The sequence below is a fragment of the Roseateles sp. L2-2 genome (genome assembly GCF_050613215.1).
GTDB classification, from domain to species: Bacteria; Pseudomonadota; Gammaproteobacteria; order Burkholderiales; family Burkholderiaceae_C; genus Roseateles; species Roseateles noduli.
Genome location: NZ_CP192509.1, coordinates 279,969 through 300,739, shown reverse-complemented (window position 1 = coordinate 300,739; position 20,771 = coordinate 279,969). Strand labels below are relative to the sequence as shown.

Here is a 20,771-nt window from a genome sequence, read left to right as displayed (position 1 = left end):
CCGTCGGGGCTTATGCAAACGCCATGATTTGCTTCTGACGCGTCCGCCAAGCCAAGTGGATGAGCCGGCTCTCTGCGCGATCCAACATGGGCCCGTAGAAGAGTGGCTGCGTCGTGGCGAAGCTCGCATTCCCCATCTTCTGATCCTCACAACCCTCGAAGCGCTCGCCGACAAGGTAGCCCATGACCCGCGTGTCGCGCCCGATCAGTTTGAGCTCTCGCAGTCGCTTGGCGCTATTCCACACGACCAGTCGTTCCTTGGCGCCTGCCTTGACCCCTGGCCGAGTCAGCACAACGACGATCAGTTGATCGATGCCGTTCTGGTCGAGGTCGGGATCGGAAGCGGCACACGAATAGAAGCCGACGCTCCGGTCCGGTACCAGAGACGCGTGCAGATCCGCCACGGCTCCGGCGATGAGTAAGTTGGGAACGAACTCGATAGAGTCGAGCTGCGGATCCAGCAGCCAGAGATGGAGTCCGAATACCGGCTGGAGCTGAGGCGCTCCGCGGTCGGGGATGTCGACCAACACCTTGCGCAGGTCCTCGATCAACGAGAGACGGCGCGATATCTCATTCTGCAAAGCTTCGGTCATGACTGTCTCCTTCGGTTGGGAAGACAGCCAGTGTCAGAAAGAACTTCGGCGCCGAATATGGCGCCGAATTGCAGGAGTCGCTGATATCGAAGTCAGCGTCAGCCGTCGACCCGCATCGAGTAGTCAACCGCCTTCGCGTCCTTGGTCAGGCGCCCCACCGAGATGCGGTCGACGCCCGTCGCCGCGATCCAGCGCAGCTGGTCGATCGCCACGCCGCCGGACACTTCCAGCAAGGCCTGACCCCCGGCGATCGCCACCGCCTCGCGCATCATCGGCTCGCTGAAGTTGTCCAGCAGCACGCTGACCGCGCCGGCTTTCAAGGCCTCGCGCAACTGCTCGATGGTCTCGACCTCGACCTGGATGGTCACGCCGGCCTCCAGCGCCTGCGCCTGCTGCAGCGCCTGCGTCACACCGCCGGCCGCGGCGATGTGGTTCTCCTTGATCAGGATGCCATCGTAGAGGGCCAGGCGTTGATTCGCCCCGCCGCCCACGCGCACCGCGTACTTCTGCGCCAGCCGCAGGCCGGGCAGCGTCTTGCGCGTGTCCAGCACCGCGCAGCCGCGCGGATTCGGGCTCGCGCCCTCGATCGCCCGCGCGTGCGCGCGCGTCGTCGTCGCCGTGCCCGACAGCAGCTGCAGGAAGTTCAGCGCCGGCCGCTCGGCCGACAGCAGCGACCGGCCTTCGGCCTCGATGCGGCAGACCACCGTGTCGGGCGCCATGTCGGCGCCTTCGTCATACGACCACTCGATCCGCGACGACCCGTCCAGCGCGAGGAACACGCCCTCGAACCAGTCGCGCCCGCACAGCACCGCCGCTTCGCGCACGCGGACATGCGCCGTCACGCGACGGCCCGCCGGCACCAGCCGCGCGGTCCAGTCGCTGACGCCGATGTCCTCGAACAGCGCATCGCGGATGTTGCGCGCGCGGGCCTCGTCCAGGGTCTCGTTGTGGTCGAACATCGTCTCGGGTCTCTGCCTCGCGCCCGCGGCGCCTGTTTACTCGGCCTCGCCGATCGTGATCGACAGTTCGCCGAAGCCTTCGATCACGCCGGTGATCTTGTCGCCCGGCTTCACCGGACCGACACCTTCCGGCGTGCCCGTGTAGATCAGGTCGCCCGGCTCCAGGTGATAGAACTGCGACAGGTTGGCCACCAGCTCCGGAATGCTCCAGATCATGTTCGACAGGTCGCCGCGCTGCTTCTCCACGCCGTTCACCGACAGCGTGATCGCGCCCTTCGTCAGGTCGCCCTGCTCCGAACGCGGCACCAGCTCGGTGATCACCGCCGAGTGCTCGAAGCCCTTGCCCAGGTCCCAGGGCCGGCCGATGGCCTTGGCCTCGTTCTGCAGGTCGCGGCGCGTCATGTCCAGTCCGGCGGCGTAGCCCCAGACCGCATCGCCGGCCTGCTCGGGCGTCGCCTTGAACACCGGCTTGCCGATCGCCACGACCAGCTCCATCTCATAGTGCAGGTTCTTCGTGCCCGGCGCGTAGGGGATGGTGCCGCCCGACGGCGCCAGCGCGCTGGCCGGCTTGGTGAAGTAGAACGGCGGCTCGCGATCCGGGTCGCTGCCCATCTCGCGGGCGTGGGCGGCGTAGTTGCGGCCGACGCAGAAGATGCGGCTGACGGCGTAACGCGCGTCGGTGCCGCGCACGGCCACGGCGGCCTGCGGCGCTGGGGAGAAGATGTAGGTGCTCATGACGGTGCGGACGTAACGATCGAAACGATCATGAAAGGGAAGAAGCGAGCGCGCAGCATAACCTTGGCAAATCCGCGCCGCATTGCTAGGGTTGCGGCCATGTTTGAAGCCCGCCCCGCCGGTCAGCGCCTGACCGTCCTGACGTGTGCCCTGATCCTGGCCGCCTGCGCCAGCCCTGGCCCCTCCTCCAACCGACCCTCCTCCGGCGGCCCCAAGGTCTCCTCCTGGCCGGACCGCGACGGCCCCGACGCCGTCATCCCGCCCGACCTCAAGAAGGTGCCCGACGCGGTGCCCAAGCTGGAATCCATCCGCAAGGGCGGCCCCAACAAGCCGTATGAAGTGCTCGGCGAACGCTACGAGCCGATCGCCGAGGACAAGCCGCTGGTGCAGAAGGGCCTGGCCTCCTGGTACGGCCGCAAGTTCCACGGCAAGCCGACGTCCAGCGGCGAGATCTACAACATGTACGCGATGACGGCCGCGCACGCGACCATCCCCATCCCCAGCTACGCCCGCGTGCGCAACCCGAAGAACGGCCGCGAGATCATCGTTCGCATCAACGACCGCGGTCCGTTCCACAAGGGTCGCATCATCGACCTGAGCTACACCGCCGCGCTCAAGCTGGACGTGCTCAACGGCGTGGCGCCGGTCGAGATCGAGCGCATCACCTACGAGGACATCCGCACCGGCGCATGGACGCGCGACCGCGACACGCTGTCGCCCGATCCGAAGGTCGCCCCCGACACCCCCGTCTACGCCGCCGCCACGCCCAGCGGCGCGCCCGACCTGACGACCACCGCGCAACTGCGTCCGCCGGTCACGCCGGTGCCGGCCCAGGTGCCGCTGCCGACGCCGGTGATTCCACCGGTCGCCAAGGCGGACCGGCCCGCGACCTCGTCGACGTCCAACGCATCGCCGTCCGCCGCGACGACAGATGCCGGCATGACGCCGATTCCCATCACCGCACTGCCGCCCGGCAGCGACCTGCCGCCGACGGGCCAGTCCAAGGCCGACGCGATGGCGGCCGCCACGGCCGGCGCGATCGCCGCGACCGACTCGCAGGCGCCGGTGCCCGCGCTGAAGATCACCGCCGCCGCACAGGGCTACTGGCTGCAGTTCGGCGCGTTCTCCCGCATGGAAGGCGCCGAGCAGTTGCGCGAGCGCTTCACGCGCGGCATGGAGGAACTGGCGCCCATGCTGACGATCTTCAAGGACAAGAACCTGCACCGCCTGCAGGCCGGCCCGTTCGCGAGCCGCGAGGACGCCCGCGCCGCCGCGGACCGCGTCCGTTCGTCGATGGCGCTGACGCCCATCCTGGTCGAGCGGCGCTGAGCGCCACGGACGCCCTGGCCTGCCAGGGCGGACGCTCCACCGGCCTCAGCGCCCGCCGGCCACGTCCAGCGTCGCGCCCACGGTGAAGCTGGCCGCATCGGACATCAGCCACGCGATCGCTTCGGCGATCTCCTCCGCGCGGCCGAGCCGGCCGATGGGAATGCCCTTTGCCGCCTCCGCCAGCAACGCGGGCAGCGTTTCCGCGGGGAGGCTGTCGGCATGGATGTCGGTCTCGATCACCCCGGGTCGCACGCCGTTCACCCGGATGCCCTGCGCGATGAGCTCATGCCCCAGGCTCAGCGTCAGCGTGTCCACGGCGCCCTTGCTGGCGGCATAGTCCGAATAGAGATCCGGCGATCCGCGCTGCGCCGCGCGCGACGACAGGTTGACGATCGCACCGCCGCGTCCGCCCTGCGCGGTGCTCATCCGGACGGCGGCCTGCTGCGTGCAGTAGATCAGCCCGAAGACGTTGACCTCGAAGACGCGCCGGAGCCGCTCGGGCGTGAGATCCGCCAGCGAGGCCTTGCGGGCCACCATGCCGGCGTTGTTCACCAGTCCGGTGAGACGGCCAAGCCGCGCGTCGATCTCCGCGAACATCGCCGCGACCTGCGCGGGATCGGCGACGTCGGCGCGGACGGTCGTCGCCCGACGCCCCATCGCGCGCACGCGCTCGGCGATGGACTCGGCGGCCTGCGCGTCCTGCCGGTAATTGAGGGCGAGATCGTGACCGCGCGCCGCCAGCAGCAGCGCCGTCGCCGCGCCGATGCCGCGACCGGCGCCGGTGATCAGCGTGATGGGCGTGATGGGCGGGGGGGGCACCGCCCCCTCGGAGTCAGGGACACCATTCGTCATGCGCGCGATTGTGCCCCCGGCATCGCTTTGCGATGATGGTCCGCATGCCGCCGCTCGACGCCGCCACGCTGCTGATGGTGATCGCCGTGATCGACGCCGTCGCGTGTGTCGTCTGGCTCGCGCTCGGCGAGGTGCTGCGCATCGCGCCGCGCGCGTCACGGCGGATCTCCGCCCATCACGGCCTGCTCGCGCTGAGCTGGTGGCCCGCGCTGCCGGACTCGATGGAGCGGCTGATCGGGCTGCCGCTGGACCTGGCCGCCGCCGGCTTCCTCACCGCGGGCGCCCGCGCCCTCACCCGGGACCGCGACAACGCCCGCGACATCGTCGCCATCGTCCTGCTCGGCGTCGTGGCGGTCGCCTGCACGGCCGGCGACCCGGAGCCCTTCCGCGCGCGCGCCTTCTCCAACATCGCCGTCGGCGTGCTGGCGCTGATGGCGGCCCGCGACGTGGCCGTCGGCGCGGGCTTCCGCATCGCGCTCACCGCCGTCCTGGTCCTGCCCTACGTCGTGTTCGCCACCGTCTGCTTCTGGCGCTCGCTCACCCTGCTCGACTGGCTGCCGCCGGCCTACGTGCTGACGGGGCCGGGCGTCAACGCCCCGCTGGTCATGCTGATCCTGGTCGTCGACGTGACCCTGGCGACAGGGCTGATCGCGCTCGTCATCCAGCGCCTGATCGCGCGGGTGCGCCACCTGATGCGTCGCGATGCGCTGACCGGACTGCTCAACCGCCGCGCGCTGGAGGAGCACCTGGCCCGCATGCAGGCCCGCACCGATCGCGGCCGGCGCAACGCCGTGCTGATGCTGGACGTCGATCACTTCAAGCGCATCAACGACGAGCTGGGCCATGCCGGCGGCGACGCCGCGCTGCAGCATCTGTCGGCCGTGCTCGGCGAGACGCTGCGCGATGCGGACTGCATCGGCCGCCTCGGCGGCGAGGAGTTCGCGGTGCTGCTGCCCGACACCGACCTCGAGGGCGCGATGCTGGTCGCGGAACGGCTGCGGGACCTGCTGCAGAAGCAGCCGCTGGCCTGGGGCGACAAGCTCTGGCCGATCAGCGCGAGCTTCGGCGTGGCCACGATGCGCCCGGGCGACGCCAACGGCCGCGGCGCGCTGTCGCGGGCCGACGCGGCGATGTACGCGGCCAAGGCGCGCGGACGCAACCGCGTGCTGCGCGCCGCGGGCGAGACGGAGTTCGCCTGATGCTGCCCGTCGCCGATCCGGTCTCGCTGATCGCCGCGCTGGTCGTGCTCTTCGGCGTGGCCGCCACGGTGTGGCTGATGATGGCCGTCGGCCTGCGCGAATCGCCCTGGGCCTGCGCGAGCGTCGCCGGCGCGAACGGCGCGCTGGGCGCGTCCTTCCTGCTGCACGACGCGCTCGGCCTGGCGCCGCGGATGGACTACGGCTGGTCGGACTTCCTGTCGGTGGCGGCCTTCGGGCTGATCCGGATCACCGTGCCGCTGGTGGGCGACCGGCCGGCGCCCTGGCGCGCGACCCTGCTGGTGATCGTCGGCGTCGGTCTGCTCACCGCGCGCTTCACGATAGGGCCGCAGACGTTGCCGCACAAGCTGGTCCTCTTCGGCACGATGTGCGTGCTGGCGCTGCTGGCGGCCGTCGACGCCTGGCGACTGATGCGCGCGCGCGGGCTTCACATGCGCGCGTCGCTGCTGCTGGCCTCGCCGTTGGTCGTCGTGGGCCTCCTGCTGCTTTCGCGGCCGCTGGAGGCGGCGCTCGCGCCCGGCCGCACCGAGGACATCGACGTCGCCAGCGCCTTCAACCTTGCCTGGCTGTGGGCGTCGCTGGTGCTGGCGCTGCTGATCAACGGCTGGATCGCCTTCCTGCTGCTGATGAAGCTGGTGCTGGAGATCCGCCGGCTGACCGAGCGCGACCCGCTCACCGACGCGCTCAACCGCCGGGCCTTGTCCGAGGCGGTGGACCTGGAGCACTCCCGTCTGATGCGCGGTCACGGCTACGCGCTGGTGCTGCTGGACCTGGACCGCTTCAAGCTGTTGAACGACACGCTCGGCCATCCGGCCGGCGACGCGGCGCTGAAGTCGCTGGTCGCGCTGCTGCGGCCCTGCCTGCGCGAGGTGGACCGCTTCGCGCGCCTGGGCGGCGAGGAGTTCTGCGCGCTGCTGCCCGACACCGGCATCGCCGGCGCGGCGCTGGTGGCGGAGCGCATGCGGACGCTGCTGGCGGAGCATCCGTTCACATGGGAAGGACAGACCTGGCCCCTGACGGCGAGCTTCGGCATCGCCGAGTCCGCGCGCGAGGACGCCAGCGCCGCCGAGGTGCTCAAGCGCGCCGATCAGGCGCTGTACCGCGCGAAGGGACAGGGCCGCAACGTCGTGCAGGCGGTGGAGCTGGAGCCGGTGCGATGACGACCGGGGAGGCGGCTCAGCAAGTGGCCCAGGATGGCGCTCAGGACGGGGCTCAGGACGCGCGCTTGAGCTTGCCTTCGTCGAACTCGTAGAAGTCGGGGTTGCGTTGCGCGACCAGCTTCAGCAGATCGTCCAGCACGTCGCCGAGCGGGATCTCCTGCTTCGGATCGCCCACGGCGAAGGCCCGGATGCCGACGTTCATCGGCGAGGCGTCCAGCAGCAGCAGGTAGAAGCGCTCGAACTGCTCCTCCCGTCCCGCGGGATCGCCGCGGCCGGAGAACAGCTGCAATCGCGCATGCGCGTTCAGGAAGGTCGACCGCCGCTGCAGCGTGCCGTCGTGTTCCGCCCCGTGATCGAGGAAGAAGAATCCCGCGAGCACCGCGTACGGGAACCGGCGATGCAGGGTCACGGCCTCCATCAGCATGTCGCCGCGCCGGTTGATCAGGTTCTTCTGGTAGTTCTTCGTCTTGCTGTCGCGGAAGTTGATCGTCTTGACCGAGACCGCGCACAGCAGCCCCGACTCTTCCGTCGCCCAGGTCACGTCCACCTTCTTGGCGCCTAGGCCGCCGGCCATACGCCGCTCCGCGCCGGAGTCGCCCGCTTCGCCGGACGGTCCCGGCCGCGCTTCCTTCATGCCGCGATGCCGCAGCTCGTCGGCGATCGCGAGCGCCACCTGCTGCGACACCAGCTCGCTGTAGCGCTTCTTCGCATCCTGCTTGGCGTCGTCCGCCGGCTTCTCCGGCAAGGTCCGCAGCGCGGCGGACAACACCTCGTCAATCCTGGCCATGCTTGCCTTTTCCACGCGTCAGCCGACGCTGCATCAATGCGACCCGCGCCTCGCGGATGGCGCCCAGACGCGCCTCGGACCACCCCAGATGCTGACGCAGCACGATGGTGTCGACGATCGCGACGCACGCCGGCAGATCGTTGCGCGCCAGCAGGGCGCCGACGGCCTTCTGCACGTCCTTCAGCGGGGTCGCCACCTGCGCCAGCACGGTCTCCGACGGCAGGGGCAGACGGCTGGCCTCCTTCGGCTCGTGCTTGAGCAGGCCGCCGCCGTAGGCGCGTCCGACGATCTCCGCCCCGAGCAGCGTCAGGCTGTTCAGCATCGCCAGCGGCAGCAGTTCCTGCCCCAGCTTCTTGCGCGACGCCTTCAGCTTCACGCCGTAGAGCGAGTTGAGCACCTGCACGCCCGCGCCGTTGCGCACCAGCCGCGGACGCTCGTGGTTCATGTAGGGCATCAGCAGGTCCGGCTTCGCCACCATCGGGACGGTCCACCACGGATCGCGCACCCGGCACTTGTAGCCCGTCGGCACCCCCAGGGCTTCACCGTGCGCGATGTATCGTCGAGCGGCCCTCGACAGCTCGGTGCCGGGAGCGAAGAGGAAACAGCGTTCGCCGGCGGCCGCCATGGCCCGCCAGTCGTGGGCCGAATAGCTCAGCCCCCGCAGATGACGCGCGCCCGGCGGCGAGATCCTGACGAGCTCCGACGGCGGCAGCTTCCATTGCTCGACGTCCGCCTGCGTGAGGGTGAAGAAATCGTTGTGGCCGGTGACGGCGCCGAGGTAGGTCGCGCCCCACTCGGACATCGCCTCGAAGTCCTCGCCGGCCGCGGCCTCGTCGTACAGGCGGTAGGCGTCCGACGACACCAGGGCCCCGGTCCACTTCTCGTCGGGCGCGGGCTCGAACTTCAACCACTGCTTGGGCAGCGTCGTCGCCAGGTCTTGCGCGGTGCGCGCCTGGAAGACCTCGAACGACTGCGCGCCGCCGCTGCCTTCGGCCAGCAGCAGCACGACATCCTCGAGGACGCCGGGGAACACCAGTGTCTCGAAGAGCACCAGCCGGACGCTGGCGAAACGGTCCAGCAGGAATCGCCGGATCTGGGCCGCGTACTTCACCGACAGCAGCTCCGCCGGGATCACCAGCGCCAGGCGACCTGTCGGGCGCAGGAAGGCCGACGCATGCACGGTGAAGGCGGCCCACGAACTGGCCAGCTGCGTCAGGCGGACGCCTTGGCGCAAGGCCGCCTGCAGGGACGCGGCGCGCGAGGCGCCACTGAAGTCCTGATAACGCACATAGGGCGGATTGCCGATGACGGCGTCGAAGTTCGCGGCGCTGTCCTTCAGGAAGAAGTCGCCGACCTCGATCTGCGCGGAGAAGCCTTCGCTGGCGAGCACCTGGTGCGCCTGCGCCACGGAATCGTGGTGGATGTCCCCCGCGTGCAACTGCTTCCCGACGGCGCGCCGGGTCGCGCCCAGCTCATGGAGCCGCTGCGCGGCCGGCAGCAGGAAGGCGGCCTCGCCGCAGGACGGCTCCAGCACGGCATCGTCCTTGGACCGCACGGCCCAGTCGACCATGAAGCGGGCGATCTCGGGCGGAGTGAAGAAGGCCCCACGGGCCTTCCTTTCCTCCACGCCATCCGATCTCAGTTGCTCTGCCACGCCGCCGTCTCCCAACCATGCGCCGGCGCCGCCTCTTGCCGATGCGGACACCCCCGAAAGCTGGAAATATTAACAGTAGCGTCAGAACCGGCCGCGCAGGCTCAGCATGACGCTGCGCGGATCCCCGTAGTTGGGATAGTCGAGGTTGGCCCAGTAGGTCTTGTCGAGCGCGTTGCGGACCGACAGGCCGAGGCTGAAGTGGTCGTTCAGCTGGTAGTTGGCGTGCAGGTTCAGCAGCACGTAGCTGCCCTGCGTGACGGTCACCGTGCCCAGCGTCGGATGCGGGATGCCGTAGCCCGCGACCGTGCTCTGCGCGTTCACGCCGGCGCCGACGGTGAGACGCTCCCACGCGCCGCGCAGGCGGTAGCTGGTGCTCAGCTGCACCGTGTGGCGTGGCAGGTTGGCGTAGATCAGGTCCAGCGCGTTGCGCGTGATGCGCGTGTTGGCGTAACCCGCGTTCAGCGTCCAGCCCGGCGCGAGCTGGCCGGCGACGTCGACTTCGAAGCCCTTGGTCTTCGTGCCGTTGACGCCGATGTACGCGGAGCCGCCGTCGGGCAACGTGCCCTCTGGCACCGACGAGTCGCGCACCGCGTAGTTGTCCTGCTTGGCCTCGAACACCGCGGCCGACACCGCCAGCCGCTTGTCGAGGAACTCGCCCTTGAGGCCGAACTCGGTGTTGCTGCCGCGGACCGGCGCGAGCAGGTTGTCGTTCTTGTCCTTGTAGTTCTGCGGCTTGAACAGGTCGGTGTAGCTGGCGTAGAACGAGACGGCGTCGGTGACGTCGTAGACGACGCCGAAGTACGGAGAGACCTCGTCGGTCACCTTGTAGGCGCCGGTGCGGGCGGTGAAGTTGCCGGCCGTGTTGAAGGCGTCGGTGCCGGTCTTCCAGTAGCTCAGGCGCGCGCCGGTGATCAGGGACAGCGGCTCCAGCAGCTTCCAGCGGCCCATCGCGAAGACGCCGCTCTGCTCGGTCTCGGCGACGCGCTTCGCGCCGGTGGCGCTGAAGGTCGGCGCGGGCGCGTTGCCGTCCCAGGTGCGGATGTCGGGGATGTTGTAGCTCCACGAGGCGACCGAGGTCAGCGTCGGCGTGGTGGTCGTCGTCTTCACGCCGTTGGCACCGATCACCAGGTCGTGCTTGCGGCCGAACAGGTCCAGCGTGCCCGAGGCGTAGAGGTCGAGGCTGTCGCGCTTCTCCCAGCTCTTGCCGACGGCGGCGAGCAGCTTGAGGCCTGCACCGGTCTTCGGATCCGGATAACCGCTGGCGTAGGTGCGCAGGCTGAAGGTATTGCCCTCGCTGTGGTTGGCGATGGCCTTGAGCGTCCAGTCGGCACCGAGCTTCTGCTCCAGCTGCGCATAGAAGGTGCCGTTCTGGCGCGACCAGCGCGTCCACGGCGGAGAGAAGCTGGTCTCGCGCGGCAGGTCGGCCAGCGAGCCGTCCGAGGCGAAGCGCGGGATCGTGCCCCAGATCGGACCCTTCGGCACGTTGTTCTGGTCCTGGTAGCCCACGGTCAGCGTCGTGGTGGACGTCAGGTCGGCCTCGACCGTGGCCATGAATGCGGTCTTGGTCTCGCTGTGGCGATCGCGGTAGCCGTCCTTCTCCTGCGCCGAGGCGATCAGGCGCGCGCGCACGCTGCCGTCGCGCGTGATCGGCGTGTTGAGGTCGGCTTCGACGCGATGGAAGTCTTCCGAGCCCATCACCAGGCCGCCATAGGCGGAGAACGCCTTCTCCGGCCGCTTGCGGATCATGTTGACCGTCGCCGACGGGATGCCGGCGCCGGTGGTGAGACCGTTGGCGCCGCGCACGACGTCGATGCGGGAGTAGAAGACGGTGTCGTACTCCTGCTGTGTGCCGCCGCTGTAGGTAGGCACGCCGTCGATCTGGAAGTCGGTGATCTGGAAGCCGCGCGCGAAGTACAACGGACGCTGCGTGTCGTAGAACGACACGTTCACGCCGGTGATGTTCTGCATCACGTCGTTGATGCTGATCAGCGTCTCGTTCTCAAGGCGGCTCGCGTCGAGACTGCTCATGGACTGCGGCGTCTCGCGCGCGGTCAGCGGCAGGCGCGTGCTCGCACCTTCGAGCTTCTTGCGCGCGGCGCTGATGGTCACACGGTCCAGCGCGCGGCGGCGGTCGGCGCGGGCCACGCCCTCGCCGGCGACTTCAGCAGCGGACTCGGCGGCAGGTTCTGACGCCTCGGCATCGGGCACATCGACATCGCGAGCAGGCACCGACGTCGACTGGGCCACGGCGGCACCGGCAGACAGGAGGAACGCGACAGCAGCCGCGACAGGAGTTCGGGAGGAGCGTGACATGTGAAAGAACAGCATCGAGCAGGCGAGAGCCCGCATACCGGCGCGCGCAGGCGCACCAGCCCCGGGGAGGGAGGTGGAAGACGAAGGCTTGCGGGATCAGCCCCAGAGTCGCGCGGCGCAGGCAACTGGCGTTGCAGGGCGCGGGGGAGCAGAAGATCAGGCTGGCGGGCGGGTCATCGGCCGGGGTTTACGCGGCAGATGAGAACTGTTCTCATTGTAGAAACAGTCACGCCCCGGGCTCAGGCAAAACCTGTCACCTTGTGCGGTCTTCAGGTCGGGCCCTCCTTCGCTTCGCCAAGCGCGGGCTCTCCACGGGGCATGGGGCCTCGCGTCCGCGAACCCCAAGCCCCATTCCGGCCCCAGTGGAAGTCGTTGACCCCGATCCAAGCGTCGCACTCAGGCCAGGGCGACCCGATTGCGTCCCAGATGCTTGGCGCGCTCGACGGCCGCATTGGCGCGCGCAATGAGCAGGTCCGTCGCGTACGGCGGCGCACTCGCCAGGCCCATGCTGAGCGTGACGTCCAGGCCCGGCGCGAGCTCGTGCCACGGATGCACCGAGACACTGGCACGGATGCGCTCGCACACTTCGAACCCGCGATCCGCGATGGTGTCGGGGAAGACGACGAGGAACTCCTCGCCGCTCCAGCGCAGCAGCAGGTCGGAACCACGCGTGTTCTCGCGCAGCAACTCGGCCAGCTCCTGCAGGACTCGATCACCGATGTCGTTGCCGTGGCGCTCGTTGATGTTGCGCAAGCCGTCGGCATCGATCAATGCGACGGTGAGCGGTCTATCCTCCTGCTCCGCCGTGCGCAGCAGCGGCGGCAACCGCGCCTCCAGGCAGCGCCGATTGCCCAGACCCGTGAGCGGATCCTTGAATTCGGCGGCGTCGCGCGCAGCGAGGCTCGCCGGATCGGCGGCGAACTCCGCCTCCATCCGCGAGACGAAGTACTGCGATTGCGCCATCAGCTGCGAGACCGCGCGCCGACGCTCCAGCGTGCGCGCCTGTTCGAGGTGGAACAGCGACGGCCCCAGCAGCGCCAGCGCCTTCGCGGCGCGATAGCTGGCCTGGTGCAGCCGCACGCGCAGGAACAGCGGCACGTCCTTCAGCGCCGGACTCGCCGGCGCCGTCGACGCGGTGGACGCCGTCGAGGCGATGGGCAGCGTGGGCGCGTTCAGCGCGGACGGCGTGCCACCGGGCGCGAGATGTTCGGTCTCCTCGCGCAACGCCTGCAGCTGCTGCCAGGCGGCGGTGGCCTGGCCGCGCGCGAGTTGCAGCTCGGCGAGCATGCAGCGCAGGCGCCAGTCCAGCAGTCGGAAGCCGGCGCGTTCGCATTCGTCGCGGGCTTCGATGAGCAGCGGCTCGGCTTCGTCGAGGCGCCCCATCAACAGCAGGACCTCGCCGAAGTTGGAGGCGGTGAGCGCGATGCCGTAACGATCGCCGAGCTGCAGCGAATGCGGGCGCGCTTCGCGGGCGAGTTCGAGTGCGCGTTCAAGCGTGCGCGTTGCCTGCTCGGGCGCGGCGCCGTCGCGCTGCAGGTGGTAGGCACCGATGGCGACGGTGCAGAGGTTGGTGAGCGTGACCACGCGCTCGAAGGGCGTGGCGTTGGTGCGGAGCAGGCCGGCCGCCTCGCTCATCAGGCGCTCGGCCTGCCAGGGGTCGCCCATGCGCTCGAAGCAGGCGCCGAGTCCGTTGAGCGCGACCGCGTGCAGCCGCACGTCGCCGAGCTCGCCGGCGAGCTTCAGCGCCTCATGCGCGCAGGCCAGGCCTTGTTCGTAGGCGCCGAGCTCGCAGGCCGCGAGGCTCATCCAGCGCAGCAGCTCGCACATCGCGGGGCTGGCGCCGAGCGGCCGCATCAGGCGCAGCGCGCGCTCGCCGACGTCGAGCATGCCGGGCAGATCGCCCAGGCGCAGCCGGAAGAAGCTGCGCAGCTTGCCGGCCTCGGCCTGCTCGTTGATGAAGCCCTCGGCGTCGGCGCGATCCCAGATCGCGTCGGCCAGCACGACGCCGTCGTCGAGCCGCGCCTGCTGCTGCGCCAGACGCGCGCGCTCGAGCAGCTCGCTCAGCGGCACGCCGTCGAGCGCCGCGGGCTGGGTCGGGTCGGAAGAGGGGTCGCCGGTCGGAAACATCCGGCAAGGTTAGCCGATCGGCGGCGTGCAACGGCTGCTGGCCCTCACCCCTGCCCTCTCCCGCAAGCGGGAGAGGGAGTAAGAAGGGAGCGCTGCGCCCATTGAAGGGCGCGGGAGTCACGGTCAGCTCGGTGCATTCTCACTCCCTCTCCCGCTTGCGGGAGAGGGTGGGGGTGAGGGCCAGCGGCCGTGGCAGTTCACTTGCTCGTCGGCATCACGAACTCGGCGCCCTTGGCGATGCTGGCGGGCCAGCGCTGCATGACGCTCTTCTGCTTCGTATAGAAGCGCACGCCCTCCTCGCCGTAGGCGTGCATGTCGCCGAAGAGGCTCTTCTTCCAGCCGCCGAAGCCATGCCACGCCATGGGCACGGGGATGGGCACGTTGATGCCCACCATCCCGACCTGCACGCGGCGGGCGAATTCGCGGGCGACGTTGCCGTCGCTGGTGAAGCAGGCGACGCCGTTGCCGAACTCGTGCGCGTTGACGAGGTCCAGCGCGTCGCCGAAGTCCTTGACCCGCACGCAGGCGAGCACCGGGCCGAAGATCTCTTCCTTGTAGATGCGCATGGCCGGCGTCACGTGGTCGAAGAGCGTGCCGCCGGTGAAGAAGCCGTCGGGCAGCCCCTCGACACGATGCCCGCGACCGTCGACCACGAGCGACGCGCCTTCCTCGACGCCGTGGGCGATGTAGCCCTCGATGCGGTCGCGCGCCTCGCGCGTGACGATCGGCCCCATCTCCGCATCGAGCGCCATGCCGTTCTTGATCTTGAGCGCCTTCGCGCGCTCCGCGAGCAGCGGCACGATGCGGTCGGCGACGTCGCCGACCAGCACGGCCACCGAGATCGCCATGCAGCGCTCGCCCGCCGAGCCGTAGGCCGCGCCGATGAGCGCGTCGACGGCCTGGTCGATGTCGGCGTCGGGCATGACGACCATGTGGTTCTTCGCGCCGCCCAGCGCCTGCACGCGCTTGCCGTGGCGGGCGCCGGTCTCGTAGATGTACTGCGCGATCGGCGTGGAGCCGACGAAGCTCAGCGCGCGCACGTCGGGATGGTGGAGCAGCGCGTCGACAACCTGCTTGTCGCCCTGCACGACCTGGAAAATGCCGTCGGGCAGGCCGGCCTGCTTGAAGAGCTCGGCGATGGCGAGGCTGGGCGACGGATCGCGCTCGCTGGGCTTGAGGATGAAGGCATTGCCGGTGGCGATGGCCAGCGGCGCCATCCACATCGGGACCATGAACGGGAAGTTGAACGGCGTGATGCCGGCGACGACGCCCAGCGCCTGGCGGGTGGTCCAGTTGTCGATGCCGGTGGAGACCTGCTCGGTGTAGTCGCCCTTGAGCAGCTGTGGCACGCCGCAGGCGAATTCGACGACGTCGATGCCGCGGCTCACCTCGCCCTGCGCGTCGGTGAAGACCTTGCCGTGCTCGGCGGTGATCATCGCGGCGAGGCGGTCGCGGTGCTGGTTCAACAGCTCGAGGAACTTGAACATCACCCGCGCACGCCGCAGCGGCGGCGCGTCCGCCCACGCGGGGAACGCGGCCTGCGCGGCGGCGACGGCGGTGTTCACGTCCTCGACGTTGCCGAGCTGGAGCTGACGCGCGACCTGGCCCGTGGCGGGATTGAAGACCGCCTGGCTGCGCCCCGAGGTGGCCGGGCGACGCTCACCGGCGATGAAGTGGGTGATGTCGGCGCCGTCGGTGAAGGCGACGGGGGCGTTGGTGGACGAGGTCACGGCGGTCTCCTGCTTCTTGGGGCCCGCGCTACCGCGCCGACCTATGGGGGTAGGAACGAGTCTAGGCAGCGCGCTCCCACCTGCCTAGCCCAGATCACCAACCACATTGTTCGATAGACTGAACAATCATGGCCCGCCGCTCCCCCACCCCTTCGCCCACAGACGCCCGCTTAACTGCCGCGTCCGCCCCCGCCGTTCCCCCGGAAGTCGAGGCTCCCTCGTCCTTGCGGGGGGAAGCGCGCGACGAGCTGCTGTGGTCGCAGCTGCAGGCGTTGATCGCGGTGGCCCGTCTCGGCAGCTTCACGAAGGCAGCGCAGCGGCTGGGTCTGTCGAAGGCAGCGATCAGCCAGCGGGTGGCGGAGCTGGAACGCCACCTCGACCAGCAGCTGGTGCAGCGCACGACGCGCTCGGTGCGCCTGAGCGAGGCGGGGTCGCGACTCGTCGAGCAGGCGGAGCCGGGTCTTGCGCTGCTGAGCCGCAGCCTGAGCGAAGCGCGTGACGCCGCGGGTGCGCCGCGCGGCCTGCTGCGCGTCACGGCGCCGGTGGCGCTGGGCAGGCAACACGTGGCCCCGGCGCTGCCGTCGTTCTTCGAGAAATACCCGGAGTTGCGGATCGAGCTCGACCTGTCCGACCGGCTGGTGCCGTTGGCGCAGGAGGGCTTCGACCTGGCGATCCGGCACACGAGCGCGCCGCCGGAGACGCATGTGGCGTTCAAGCTCTGCGCCTCGCGGGCGCTGCTGACCGCGAGCCCGGCTTACCTCAAGCGTGCCGGCGTCCCGCAGCATCCGGCGGAACTGGCGCAGCACCGCTGCCTGCCGTACCTGCGACCGGGCCCGGCGCAGTGGTTCTTCGAGCGCGGCGCGGGCGAGGCGGAGCGCGAGCGCATCCGCGTGCCCGTGCAGGGCAACTTCCGCGCGAGCAATAGCGAGGTGCTGCGGGACGGCGCGCTGTCCGGGCTGGGCATCGCGCTGCTGCCGGACTTCAGCGCGCAGGACGCGATGCGGGAGGGACGACTGGTCGAGGTGCTGCCCGATTGGCGCGCGGTCGGCTTCTTCGGCGATGCGATCTACGCGATCCACCCCTGGAGCAGCCACACCCCGCAGGGGGTGCGCCTGCTGATCGATCACCTCAAGGCGGTCATGCGCGAGGGGTATTGACCGCGGCGCCTATCCCCGATTGGGCATCCAGGCGCGCACGAAGGTCGGCGATCTCGGCGGCGAAGTTGTCGCGCGCGGTCGTGGCGCCGACGAGTTCCATCTCAGCGGCGAGGCGCTTGTCGGATTCAGCGGCGGAGGTCGCGACCTGGCGTTCCAGCTGCTGTCGGAGGTCGACGAGCTGCGCGTCCTTGCCGGCGATCGCGAGTTGATCCTTGGCCTTGCCGACGAGCGCATCGGAGGCGATGTCGCGCGCATGGCGCAGCTCGATGGTGAGGCGCTCGATGCTGGCGTCGCGTTCGGCGACGCGGGAGAGCGCCTCATCGCGTGCGGCGGCGACCTGGTCCAGATGCGACTGCAGTTCGTCGCGCTCGGACTCCGCGCGCTCGTTCAGATGCAACAGCGCGGCGAGGTCCGTCTCCGTCCGCGCCAGGCTGTCGCGCAGGCGGGCGGCGACGTCCTCCATCAGGTGGCGCGCGTCGCGAAAAGTGCTCGTGGCAGCGGAGGCGGCGGAAGTCGCGGCCGCGGCGGTGACGGCCGCGTCGTCGAAGGTCGTGTCCATGTCGGTTCCCAATCAGGTCCGTGAGCCGAAGGGATCACGGCGGCGACCGATGCGTGTGCCGGGCGCCCATCGACGTCAAGGCGACCGTGGGAGAGGGATTCTTTAATCCGGCGTCATCCGCCCTCTCATCCGCTCTCATGCGCGTGTCGCCCGCGCTGCGCGATGGGTCCGCATCCTCAGCTTTGTGGATGCACGCACGGACGACTCCCCGTCAACATCGGCGAGGGGCGGCGTTCTCCCATGCTTGGCCGTCCGGGACACCACCATGAAGACCGTATTTATCCTGGGGGCCGGCGCGTCGCGAGCCGCGGGCGGGCCGTTGATGTTCGATTTCATCGATGCCGCGACGCGCATCTTCCGGCTCGGCGAAGCCGGTTGGGCACAGCCGCACTTCGAAGGGATTCTCGATGCCCGCCGCAAGCTGCAAGGCGCCTTCGTCAAGTCCACCATCGACATCGACAACATCGAGAACCTGTTTTCCACCTACGAGATGGCGAGCCTGATCGGCAGGCTCTCCGATCTCGATGAGTCGGTGGTCAAGCAGCTCCCCAAGAGCCTCCGCTACCTGATCATGCGGACCTTGGAGCAGGCGATCCTCTATCCCATCGACGGCAAGGAGCAGGTCATCCCCGCGCCGTATCCCTACGACGCCTTCGCCGAATTGCTGATCGAGCTTCGGGATCACCGGGAAGCCTCGCCGGTCACGGTCATCAACTTCAACTACGACCTGTGCCTGGACTATGCGCTGACCTTGCGCGGCTTCGAGCCGGACTATGGGCTGGCGGGCTCACCCGTCCGATCCAAGCGTTCCATCGCGCACTACAAGGTGCACGGTTCCCTGAACTGGTTCCGGAATCCAGAAACGGGAGAGATCGCGCCGCAGCCCCTCAGGAAGCTGCCGATGCGGACCTATTGGGATCGGCTGGGTCTGGAACACCCGGCCGAGCGTCCGATCGACACCATGGAGCTGATCTACGGACCGGACAAGTGGGGCATGGACCTCTACCCGGAGCCCATCATCGTGCCGCCGACCTGGAACAAGGGCTGGTATCAGGAGCAGTTGAAGTCGGTCTGGCGCTCGGCGAGCGAGGCCCTGGCGGCGGCGGAGAACATCTTCGTCATCGGCTATTCGCTGCCGGCGTCGGACCAGTTCTTCCGCTCCTTCTATTCGCTCAGCACGATCTCGGACAGCTTCATCGAGCGCTTCTGGCTCTTCGACCCGTCTCCCAAGACCGACGTCGTGGAGCGTTTCTCATCGCTGCTGGGACCCGCGATCATCGATCGCGGCCGCTTCAGATTCGAGTGCGAGAAGTTCGACGGCGCGATCAAACGCCTGGCTGAGCACTTCGGTTACCGGACGGAGAACTTCGCGGGCCGTTGAAGCGCGCTTCAGGGCGATCACGGTCCCGAGGGCCTCACGTAGTAGCAATCGAACTCGCCCTCTTCCACGAGCTCGAAGCCATGGCGCTTGTAGAAGCGATTCGAATCGCTCTGCTTCAGCGCGCCGACGCGCACCGGCAGCGCGAGCCGCCTCGCCTCGTCGAACACGTCCGCGAGCACCGCCGCGCCGATCCCGCGACCCTGGCTCGCCGGATCGATGTAGAGATGATCGAGCGACAGCCACGCCGCCTGCGGCGTGGTGACGACAAAGCCGACGCGATGTCCGTCGACGACGACGTGCCGTGTGCGCGCCGGATCGAAGCTCGACAGGAAGCGCTCGCGGGCGCGCTGGGGATCGAAGCGGCCGATGCGCTCCAGGCTTTCGCGCATGGCGGCGATGCGCAGGGCGACGAGCGCTTCGGCGTCGCCGGCGCTCACCGGCGCCAGATGCACTTGCGGGGACGAAGTCATCGAAGTCGACATGGCGCGGGATCGTAGCGGTCCCGGACGGCGGATCACGAGGCCAAGGGTCGATAACTTGCCCGCACGCCGCCGACACGCTCTTTCTTCTTGAAGACCCGCGCCGACACGTGATGCCTGAGCAGCACCGTGTGCTCGTCGATCCATTGCGCCTCGACGAAAGGACCGCCGTGCGGAACGATTGGCGCCGTCCCCCGGTTGCCATCCACGATGAGCAGGTTGCCGCCTTCGTTGTCCAGCGGCTCGTCGGCCGCCAGCAACGACACCTGCGTGGAATTCGAAGTCGTCGCTCCGCAGCCGCGGACGAACACCACCAGGCGCTGTCCGCCTTGCGGCGATCGGACCTCGGCCACAACGTCGTTGTCACAGGGATCCGGCAGGGCAGAGAGCAGACTGCCGAGGCCGAAGAGGACGAGCCCAACCAGCGTCAACAGCACCAGAGCGATACGAACCCACATGGACATTCCGGGAAAAGAAGAAGTCCCGGACTGTGAGGATGACGCGTGAGGTCAGCATGAAGTCGATGCGATCGCATCGCCGATGAACGGTGGCCTTGTCGTGCCCCCTTCCGGACGGCACAAAAAAGGACGCCCGACCAGCAGAGCTGACCGGGCGTTGCAAGTCCTAGAAAGGACGTCGTTGGGATCGGTGCCGTCCATCGGGGCCCTGGGGCCGCGCCGTTGGAGGGCGTAGATGGACTCTAGGGCGAACCCTGAGCGTGCGGCATCCCCTCAAGGTGGGATACATGCGCGAAATGGTTAGCAGGCGTAAGAGCGACTCCACATTACGGAAAACTGCACACGAATCGCCTCCTTCGAACCATGACTTCTGTTCGGTAGCGAACAGAAGTGGCGCTTGCACGCGTGCCGGACAGCCCGCCCGGATAATCGCCACCCATGACCGCGCCCAAGCACCCCAACAAATCCGCGCCTCGCCGGCCCGCTCCCAAGTCTTCCGGGGGCCCCGCCAAGACCGGCACGCCGCAGCGCGGTCCGCGGCCGCAGCAGGGATTCGGACCGTCGGGCCCGTCCGCGCCGAACTCGCCTTACGCGCCGTCCGCCGCCCCGGCCCCCGCCGCGCCGCCCGAAGCCTGGAGCGACGCCGATCTCGACGAGCTGCAATCGCTGCTCGACGAGGTCCCCGCGCCGCTGGAGCCGCTGGACGTCTCCATGCTCGACGGCTTCCTGGTCGCGGTGATCCTGCAACCCAAGCCGGTCCCGCTGTCCGACTGGTGGCGCTGGGTGCTGGATTCCGAGGAAGGCCGCCCCGCGCCCGCCCGCTACGACGCGCGGCCGCTGTTGCAGCTCGTCCAGCGCCGCGAACACGACCTGCGGCTCGCGATCAACGATCGCCAGTGGTTCGATCCCTGGGTCTTCGAGCTCGACGAGGACGCCTCCGCCTCCGAGACCGTGTTGCCCTGGGTCGCCGGCTTCGCGCTCGCCGCGGACCTGTTCCCCGCGCTGATGAATCTGGACGAGACCGAACTCACCGAGCCGCTCGCCCAGCTCTACATGCACCTGGATCCCGAGGACCTCGAGGACGCCGACGCCCTGCTCGAGGAGATCGAGAGCCTGGAGCCGCCCGAAGAACTCGACGACGCCGTCGAGAGCCTGGTCCGCGCCAGCCTTCTGCTGGCCGATGTGTCCCGGCCGATCCCTGCGCCCAAGCCGCAGCGCTCCGGCGGCCACCGCGGCGGCCCGGGCGGCCGCGGCGGACCGCCGCCGCGTCGCCCGCGCTGAG

At 69.3% G+C, this 20,771-nt stretch carries 18 protein-coding genes; 6 read left to right on the top strand and 12 right to left on the bottom strand.

The features are described 5' to 3' along the window. Positions 1 to 10 precede the first annotated feature (10 nt). The 3 genes from ACQZ13_RS01400 to ACQZ13_RS01390 form a co-directional block, all read right to left on the bottom strand. Positions 11 to 592, bottom strand: coding sequence for a hypothetical protein (locus tag ACQZ13_RS01400; RefSeq protein WP_431049510.1), 582 nt, complete (start codon positions 590 to 592; stop codon positions 11 to 13). Positions 593 to 690: 98 nt separating this feature from the next. Then, positions 691 to 1,551 carry a carboxylating nicotinate-nucleotide diphosphorylase gene (nadC, locus tag ACQZ13_RS01395; protein ID WP_431049509.1) on the bottom strand — a complete coding sequence of 287 codons (861 nt, stop codon included), beginning with the start codon at positions 1,549 to 1,551 and terminating at the stop codon, positions 691 to 693. Between the two features lie 36 nt (positions 1,552 to 1,587). Further along, entirely contained in the window at positions 1,588 to 2,286 is a 699-nt protein-coding gene (locus tag ACQZ13_RS01390) for a fumarylacetoacetate hydrolase family protein (RefSeq protein ID WP_431049508.1), read from the bottom strand. A gap of 99 nt (positions 2,287 to 2,385) precedes the next feature. On the opposite strand from ACQZ13_RS01390, the gene ACQZ13_RS01385 reads away from it, so the two are divergent. Then, positions 2,386 to 3,615, top strand: a complete 1,230-nt coding sequence (locus tag ACQZ13_RS01385; protein ID WP_431049507.1) for a septal ring lytic transglycosylase RlpA family protein — start codon at positions 2,386 to 2,388, stop codon at positions 3,613 to 3,615. Between the two features lie 45 nt (positions 3,616 to 3,660). Here the strand turns inward: ACQZ13_RS01385 and ACQZ13_RS01380 are convergent, their stop codons facing one another. After that, complete coding sequence (locus ACQZ13_RS01380; protein ID WP_431049506.1) at positions 3,661 to 4,467, bottom strand: SDR family oxidoreductase; 807 nt, start codon at positions 4,465 to 4,467, stop codon at positions 3,661 to 3,663. 44 nt (positions 4,468 to 4,511) lie between these two features. Here ACQZ13_RS01380 and ACQZ13_RS01375 point away from each other — a divergent pair, with 44 nt between their 5' ends. Both ACQZ13_RS01375 and ACQZ13_RS01370 read left to right on the top strand, forming a co-directional pair. Further along, positions 4,512 to 5,666, top strand: coding sequence for a diguanylate cyclase (locus ACQZ13_RS01375; protein ID WP_431049505.1), 1,155 nt, complete (start codon positions 4,512 to 4,514; stop codon positions 5,664 to 5,666). Further along, on the top strand, positions 5,666 to 6,844 hold the full coding sequence (locus tag ACQZ13_RS01370) for a GGDEF domain-containing protein (RefSeq protein WP_431049504.1): 1,179 nt from the start codon (positions 5,666 to 5,668) through the stop codon (positions 6,842 to 6,844). The genes ACQZ13_RS01375 and ACQZ13_RS01370 overlap by 1 nt, the downstream gene beginning before the upstream one ends. Before the next feature lie 52 nt (positions 6,845 to 6,896). Here ACQZ13_RS01370 and ACQZ13_RS01365 read toward each other — a convergent pair whose 3' ends face one another. The 5 genes from ACQZ13_RS01365 to ACQZ13_RS01345 all read right to left on the bottom strand — a co-directional run bounded on the left by ACQZ13_RS01365 (position 6,897) and on the right by ACQZ13_RS01345 (position 15,455). After that, positions 6,897 to 7,631, bottom strand: a complete 735-nt coding sequence (locus ACQZ13_RS01365) for a hypothetical protein (RefSeq protein ID WP_431049503.1) — start codon at positions 7,629 to 7,631, stop codon at positions 6,897 to 6,899. Beyond that, positions 7,618 to 9,285 (bottom strand): HsdM family class I SAM-dependent methyltransferase, encoded by a 1,668-nt coding sequence (locus tag ACQZ13_RS01360; protein WP_431049502.1) that lies wholly within the window; start codon positions 9,283 to 9,285, stop codon positions 7,618 to 7,620. Before ACQZ13_RS01360 ends, ACQZ13_RS01365 begins: the two co-directional genes overlap by 14 nt. An 81-nt stretch (positions 9,286 to 9,366) precedes the next feature. Beyond that, positions 9,367 to 11,532: a TonB-dependent siderophore receptor gene (locus tag ACQZ13_RS01355; protein WP_431049501.1), complete on the bottom strand. Its 2,166-nt coding sequence runs from the start codon at positions 11,530 to 11,532 to the stop codon at positions 9,367 to 9,369. 462 nt (positions 11,533 to 11,994) lie between these two features. Continuing rightward, complete coding sequence (locus ACQZ13_RS01350; protein ID WP_431049500.1) at positions 11,995 to 13,725, bottom strand: diguanylate cyclase domain-containing protein; 1,731 nt, start codon at positions 13,723 to 13,725, stop codon at positions 11,995 to 11,997. A gap of 197 nt (positions 13,726 to 13,922) precedes the next feature. Further along, positions 13,923 to 15,455, bottom strand: a complete 1,533-nt coding sequence (locus tag ACQZ13_RS01345; RefSeq protein ID WP_431049499.1) for a CoA-acylating methylmalonate-semialdehyde dehydrogenase — start codon at positions 15,453 to 15,455, stop codon at positions 13,923 to 13,925. 224 nt (positions 15,456 to 15,679) lie between these two features. On the opposite strand from ACQZ13_RS01345, the gene ACQZ13_RS01340 reads away from it, so the two are divergent. Then, on the top strand, positions 15,680 to 16,612 hold the full coding sequence (locus ACQZ13_RS01340; protein ID WP_431049498.1) for a LysR family transcriptional regulator: 933 nt from the start codon (positions 15,680 to 15,682) through the stop codon (positions 16,610 to 16,612). On the opposite strand, the gene ACQZ13_RS01335 is transcribed toward ACQZ13_RS01340, so the two are convergent. Next, positions 16,593 to 17,171 (bottom strand): hypothetical protein, encoded by a 579-nt coding sequence (locus ACQZ13_RS01335; RefSeq protein WP_431049497.1) that lies wholly within the window; start codon positions 17,169 to 17,171, stop codon positions 16,593 to 16,595. The two genes, ACQZ13_RS01340 and ACQZ13_RS01335, sit on opposite strands and share 20 nt — an antisense overlap. A 244-nt stretch (positions 17,172 to 17,415) precedes the next feature. On the opposite strand from ACQZ13_RS01335, the gene ACQZ13_RS01330 reads away from it, so the two are divergent. Then, positions 17,416 to 18,552: a hypothetical protein gene (locus tag ACQZ13_RS01330; protein ID WP_431049496.1), complete on the top strand. Its 1,137-nt coding sequence runs from the start codon at positions 17,416 to 17,418 to the stop codon at positions 18,550 to 18,552. A 17-nt stretch (positions 18,553 to 18,569) separates the two neighbouring features. On the opposite strand, the gene ACQZ13_RS01325 is transcribed toward ACQZ13_RS01330, so the two are convergent. Further along, the gene (locus ACQZ13_RS01325) at positions 18,570 to 19,034 is read right to left on the bottom strand and encodes a GNAT family N-acetyltransferase (protein ID WP_431049495.1); all 465 of its coding nucleotides are present in this window, start codon (positions 19,032 to 19,034) and stop codon (positions 18,570 to 18,572) included. Between the two features lie 32 nt (positions 19,035 to 19,066). Further along, positions 19,067 to 19,489 carry a hypothetical protein gene (locus ACQZ13_RS01320; RefSeq protein ID WP_431049494.1) on the bottom strand — a complete coding sequence of 141 codons (423 nt, stop codon included), beginning with the start codon at positions 19,487 to 19,489 and terminating at the stop codon, positions 19,067 to 19,069. 438 nt (positions 19,490 to 19,927) lie between these two features. Here ACQZ13_RS01320 and ACQZ13_RS01315 point away from each other — a divergent pair, with 438 nt between their 5' ends. After that, positions 19,928 to 20,770, top strand: coding sequence for a YecA family protein (locus ACQZ13_RS01315; RefSeq protein WP_431049493.1), 843 nt, complete (start codon positions 19,928 to 19,930; stop codon positions 20,768 to 20,770). The last annotated feature ends 1 nt before the right edge of the window (position 20,771 follow it).

Bases quoted from the DNA above. Each gene is read 5' to 3' on its own strand.
- ACQZ13_RS01400 (WP_431049510.1), bottom strand. From the start codon at position 592: ATGACCGAAGCTTTGCAGAATGAGATATCGCGCCGTCTCTCGTTGATC.
- nadC (WP_431049509.1), bottom strand. From the start codon at position 1,551: ATGTTCGACCACAACGAGACCCTGGACGAGGCCCGCGCGCGCAACATC.
- ACQZ13_RS01390 (WP_431049508.1), bottom strand. From the start codon at position 2,286: ATGAGCACCTACATCTTCTCCCCAGCGCCGCAGGCCGCCGTGGCCGTG.
- ACQZ13_RS01385 (WP_431049507.1), top strand. From the start codon at position 2,386: ATGTTTGAAGCCCGCCCCGCCGGTCAGCGCCTGACCGTCCTGACGTGT.
- ACQZ13_RS01380 (WP_431049506.1), bottom strand. From the start codon at position 4,467: ATGACGAATGGTGTCCCTGACTCCGAGGGGGCGGTGCCCCCCCCGCCC.
- ACQZ13_RS01375 (WP_431049505.1), top strand. From the start codon at position 4,512: ATGCCGCCGCTCGACGCCGCCACGCTGCTGATGGTGATCGCCGTGATC.
- ACQZ13_RS01370 (WP_431049504.1), top strand. From the start codon at position 5,666: ATGCTGCCCGTCGCCGATCCGGTCTCGCTGATCGCCGCGCTGGTCGTG.
- ACQZ13_RS01365 (WP_431049503.1), bottom strand. From the start codon at position 7,631: ATGGCCAGGATTGACGAGGTGTTGTCCGCCGCGCTGCGGACCTTGCCG.
- ACQZ13_RS01350 (WP_431049500.1), bottom strand. From the start codon at position 13,725: ATGTTTCCGACCGGCGACCCCTCTTCCGACCCGACCCAGCCCGCGGCG.
- ACQZ13_RS01335 (WP_431049497.1), bottom strand. From the start codon at position 17,171: ATGGACACGACCTTCGACGACGCGGCCGTCACCGCCGCGGCCGCGACT.
- ACQZ13_RS01325 (WP_431049495.1), bottom strand. From the start codon at position 19,034: ATGTCGACTTCGATGACTTCGTCCCCGCAAGTGCATCTGGCGCCGGTG.
- ACQZ13_RS01320 (WP_431049494.1), bottom strand. From the start codon at position 19,489: ATGTGGGTTCGTATCGCTCTGGTGCTGTTGACGCTGGTTGGGCTCGTC.
- ACQZ13_RS01315 (WP_431049493.1), top strand. From the start codon at position 19,928: ATGACCGCGCCCAAGCACCCCAACAAATCCGCGCCTCGCCGGCCCGCT.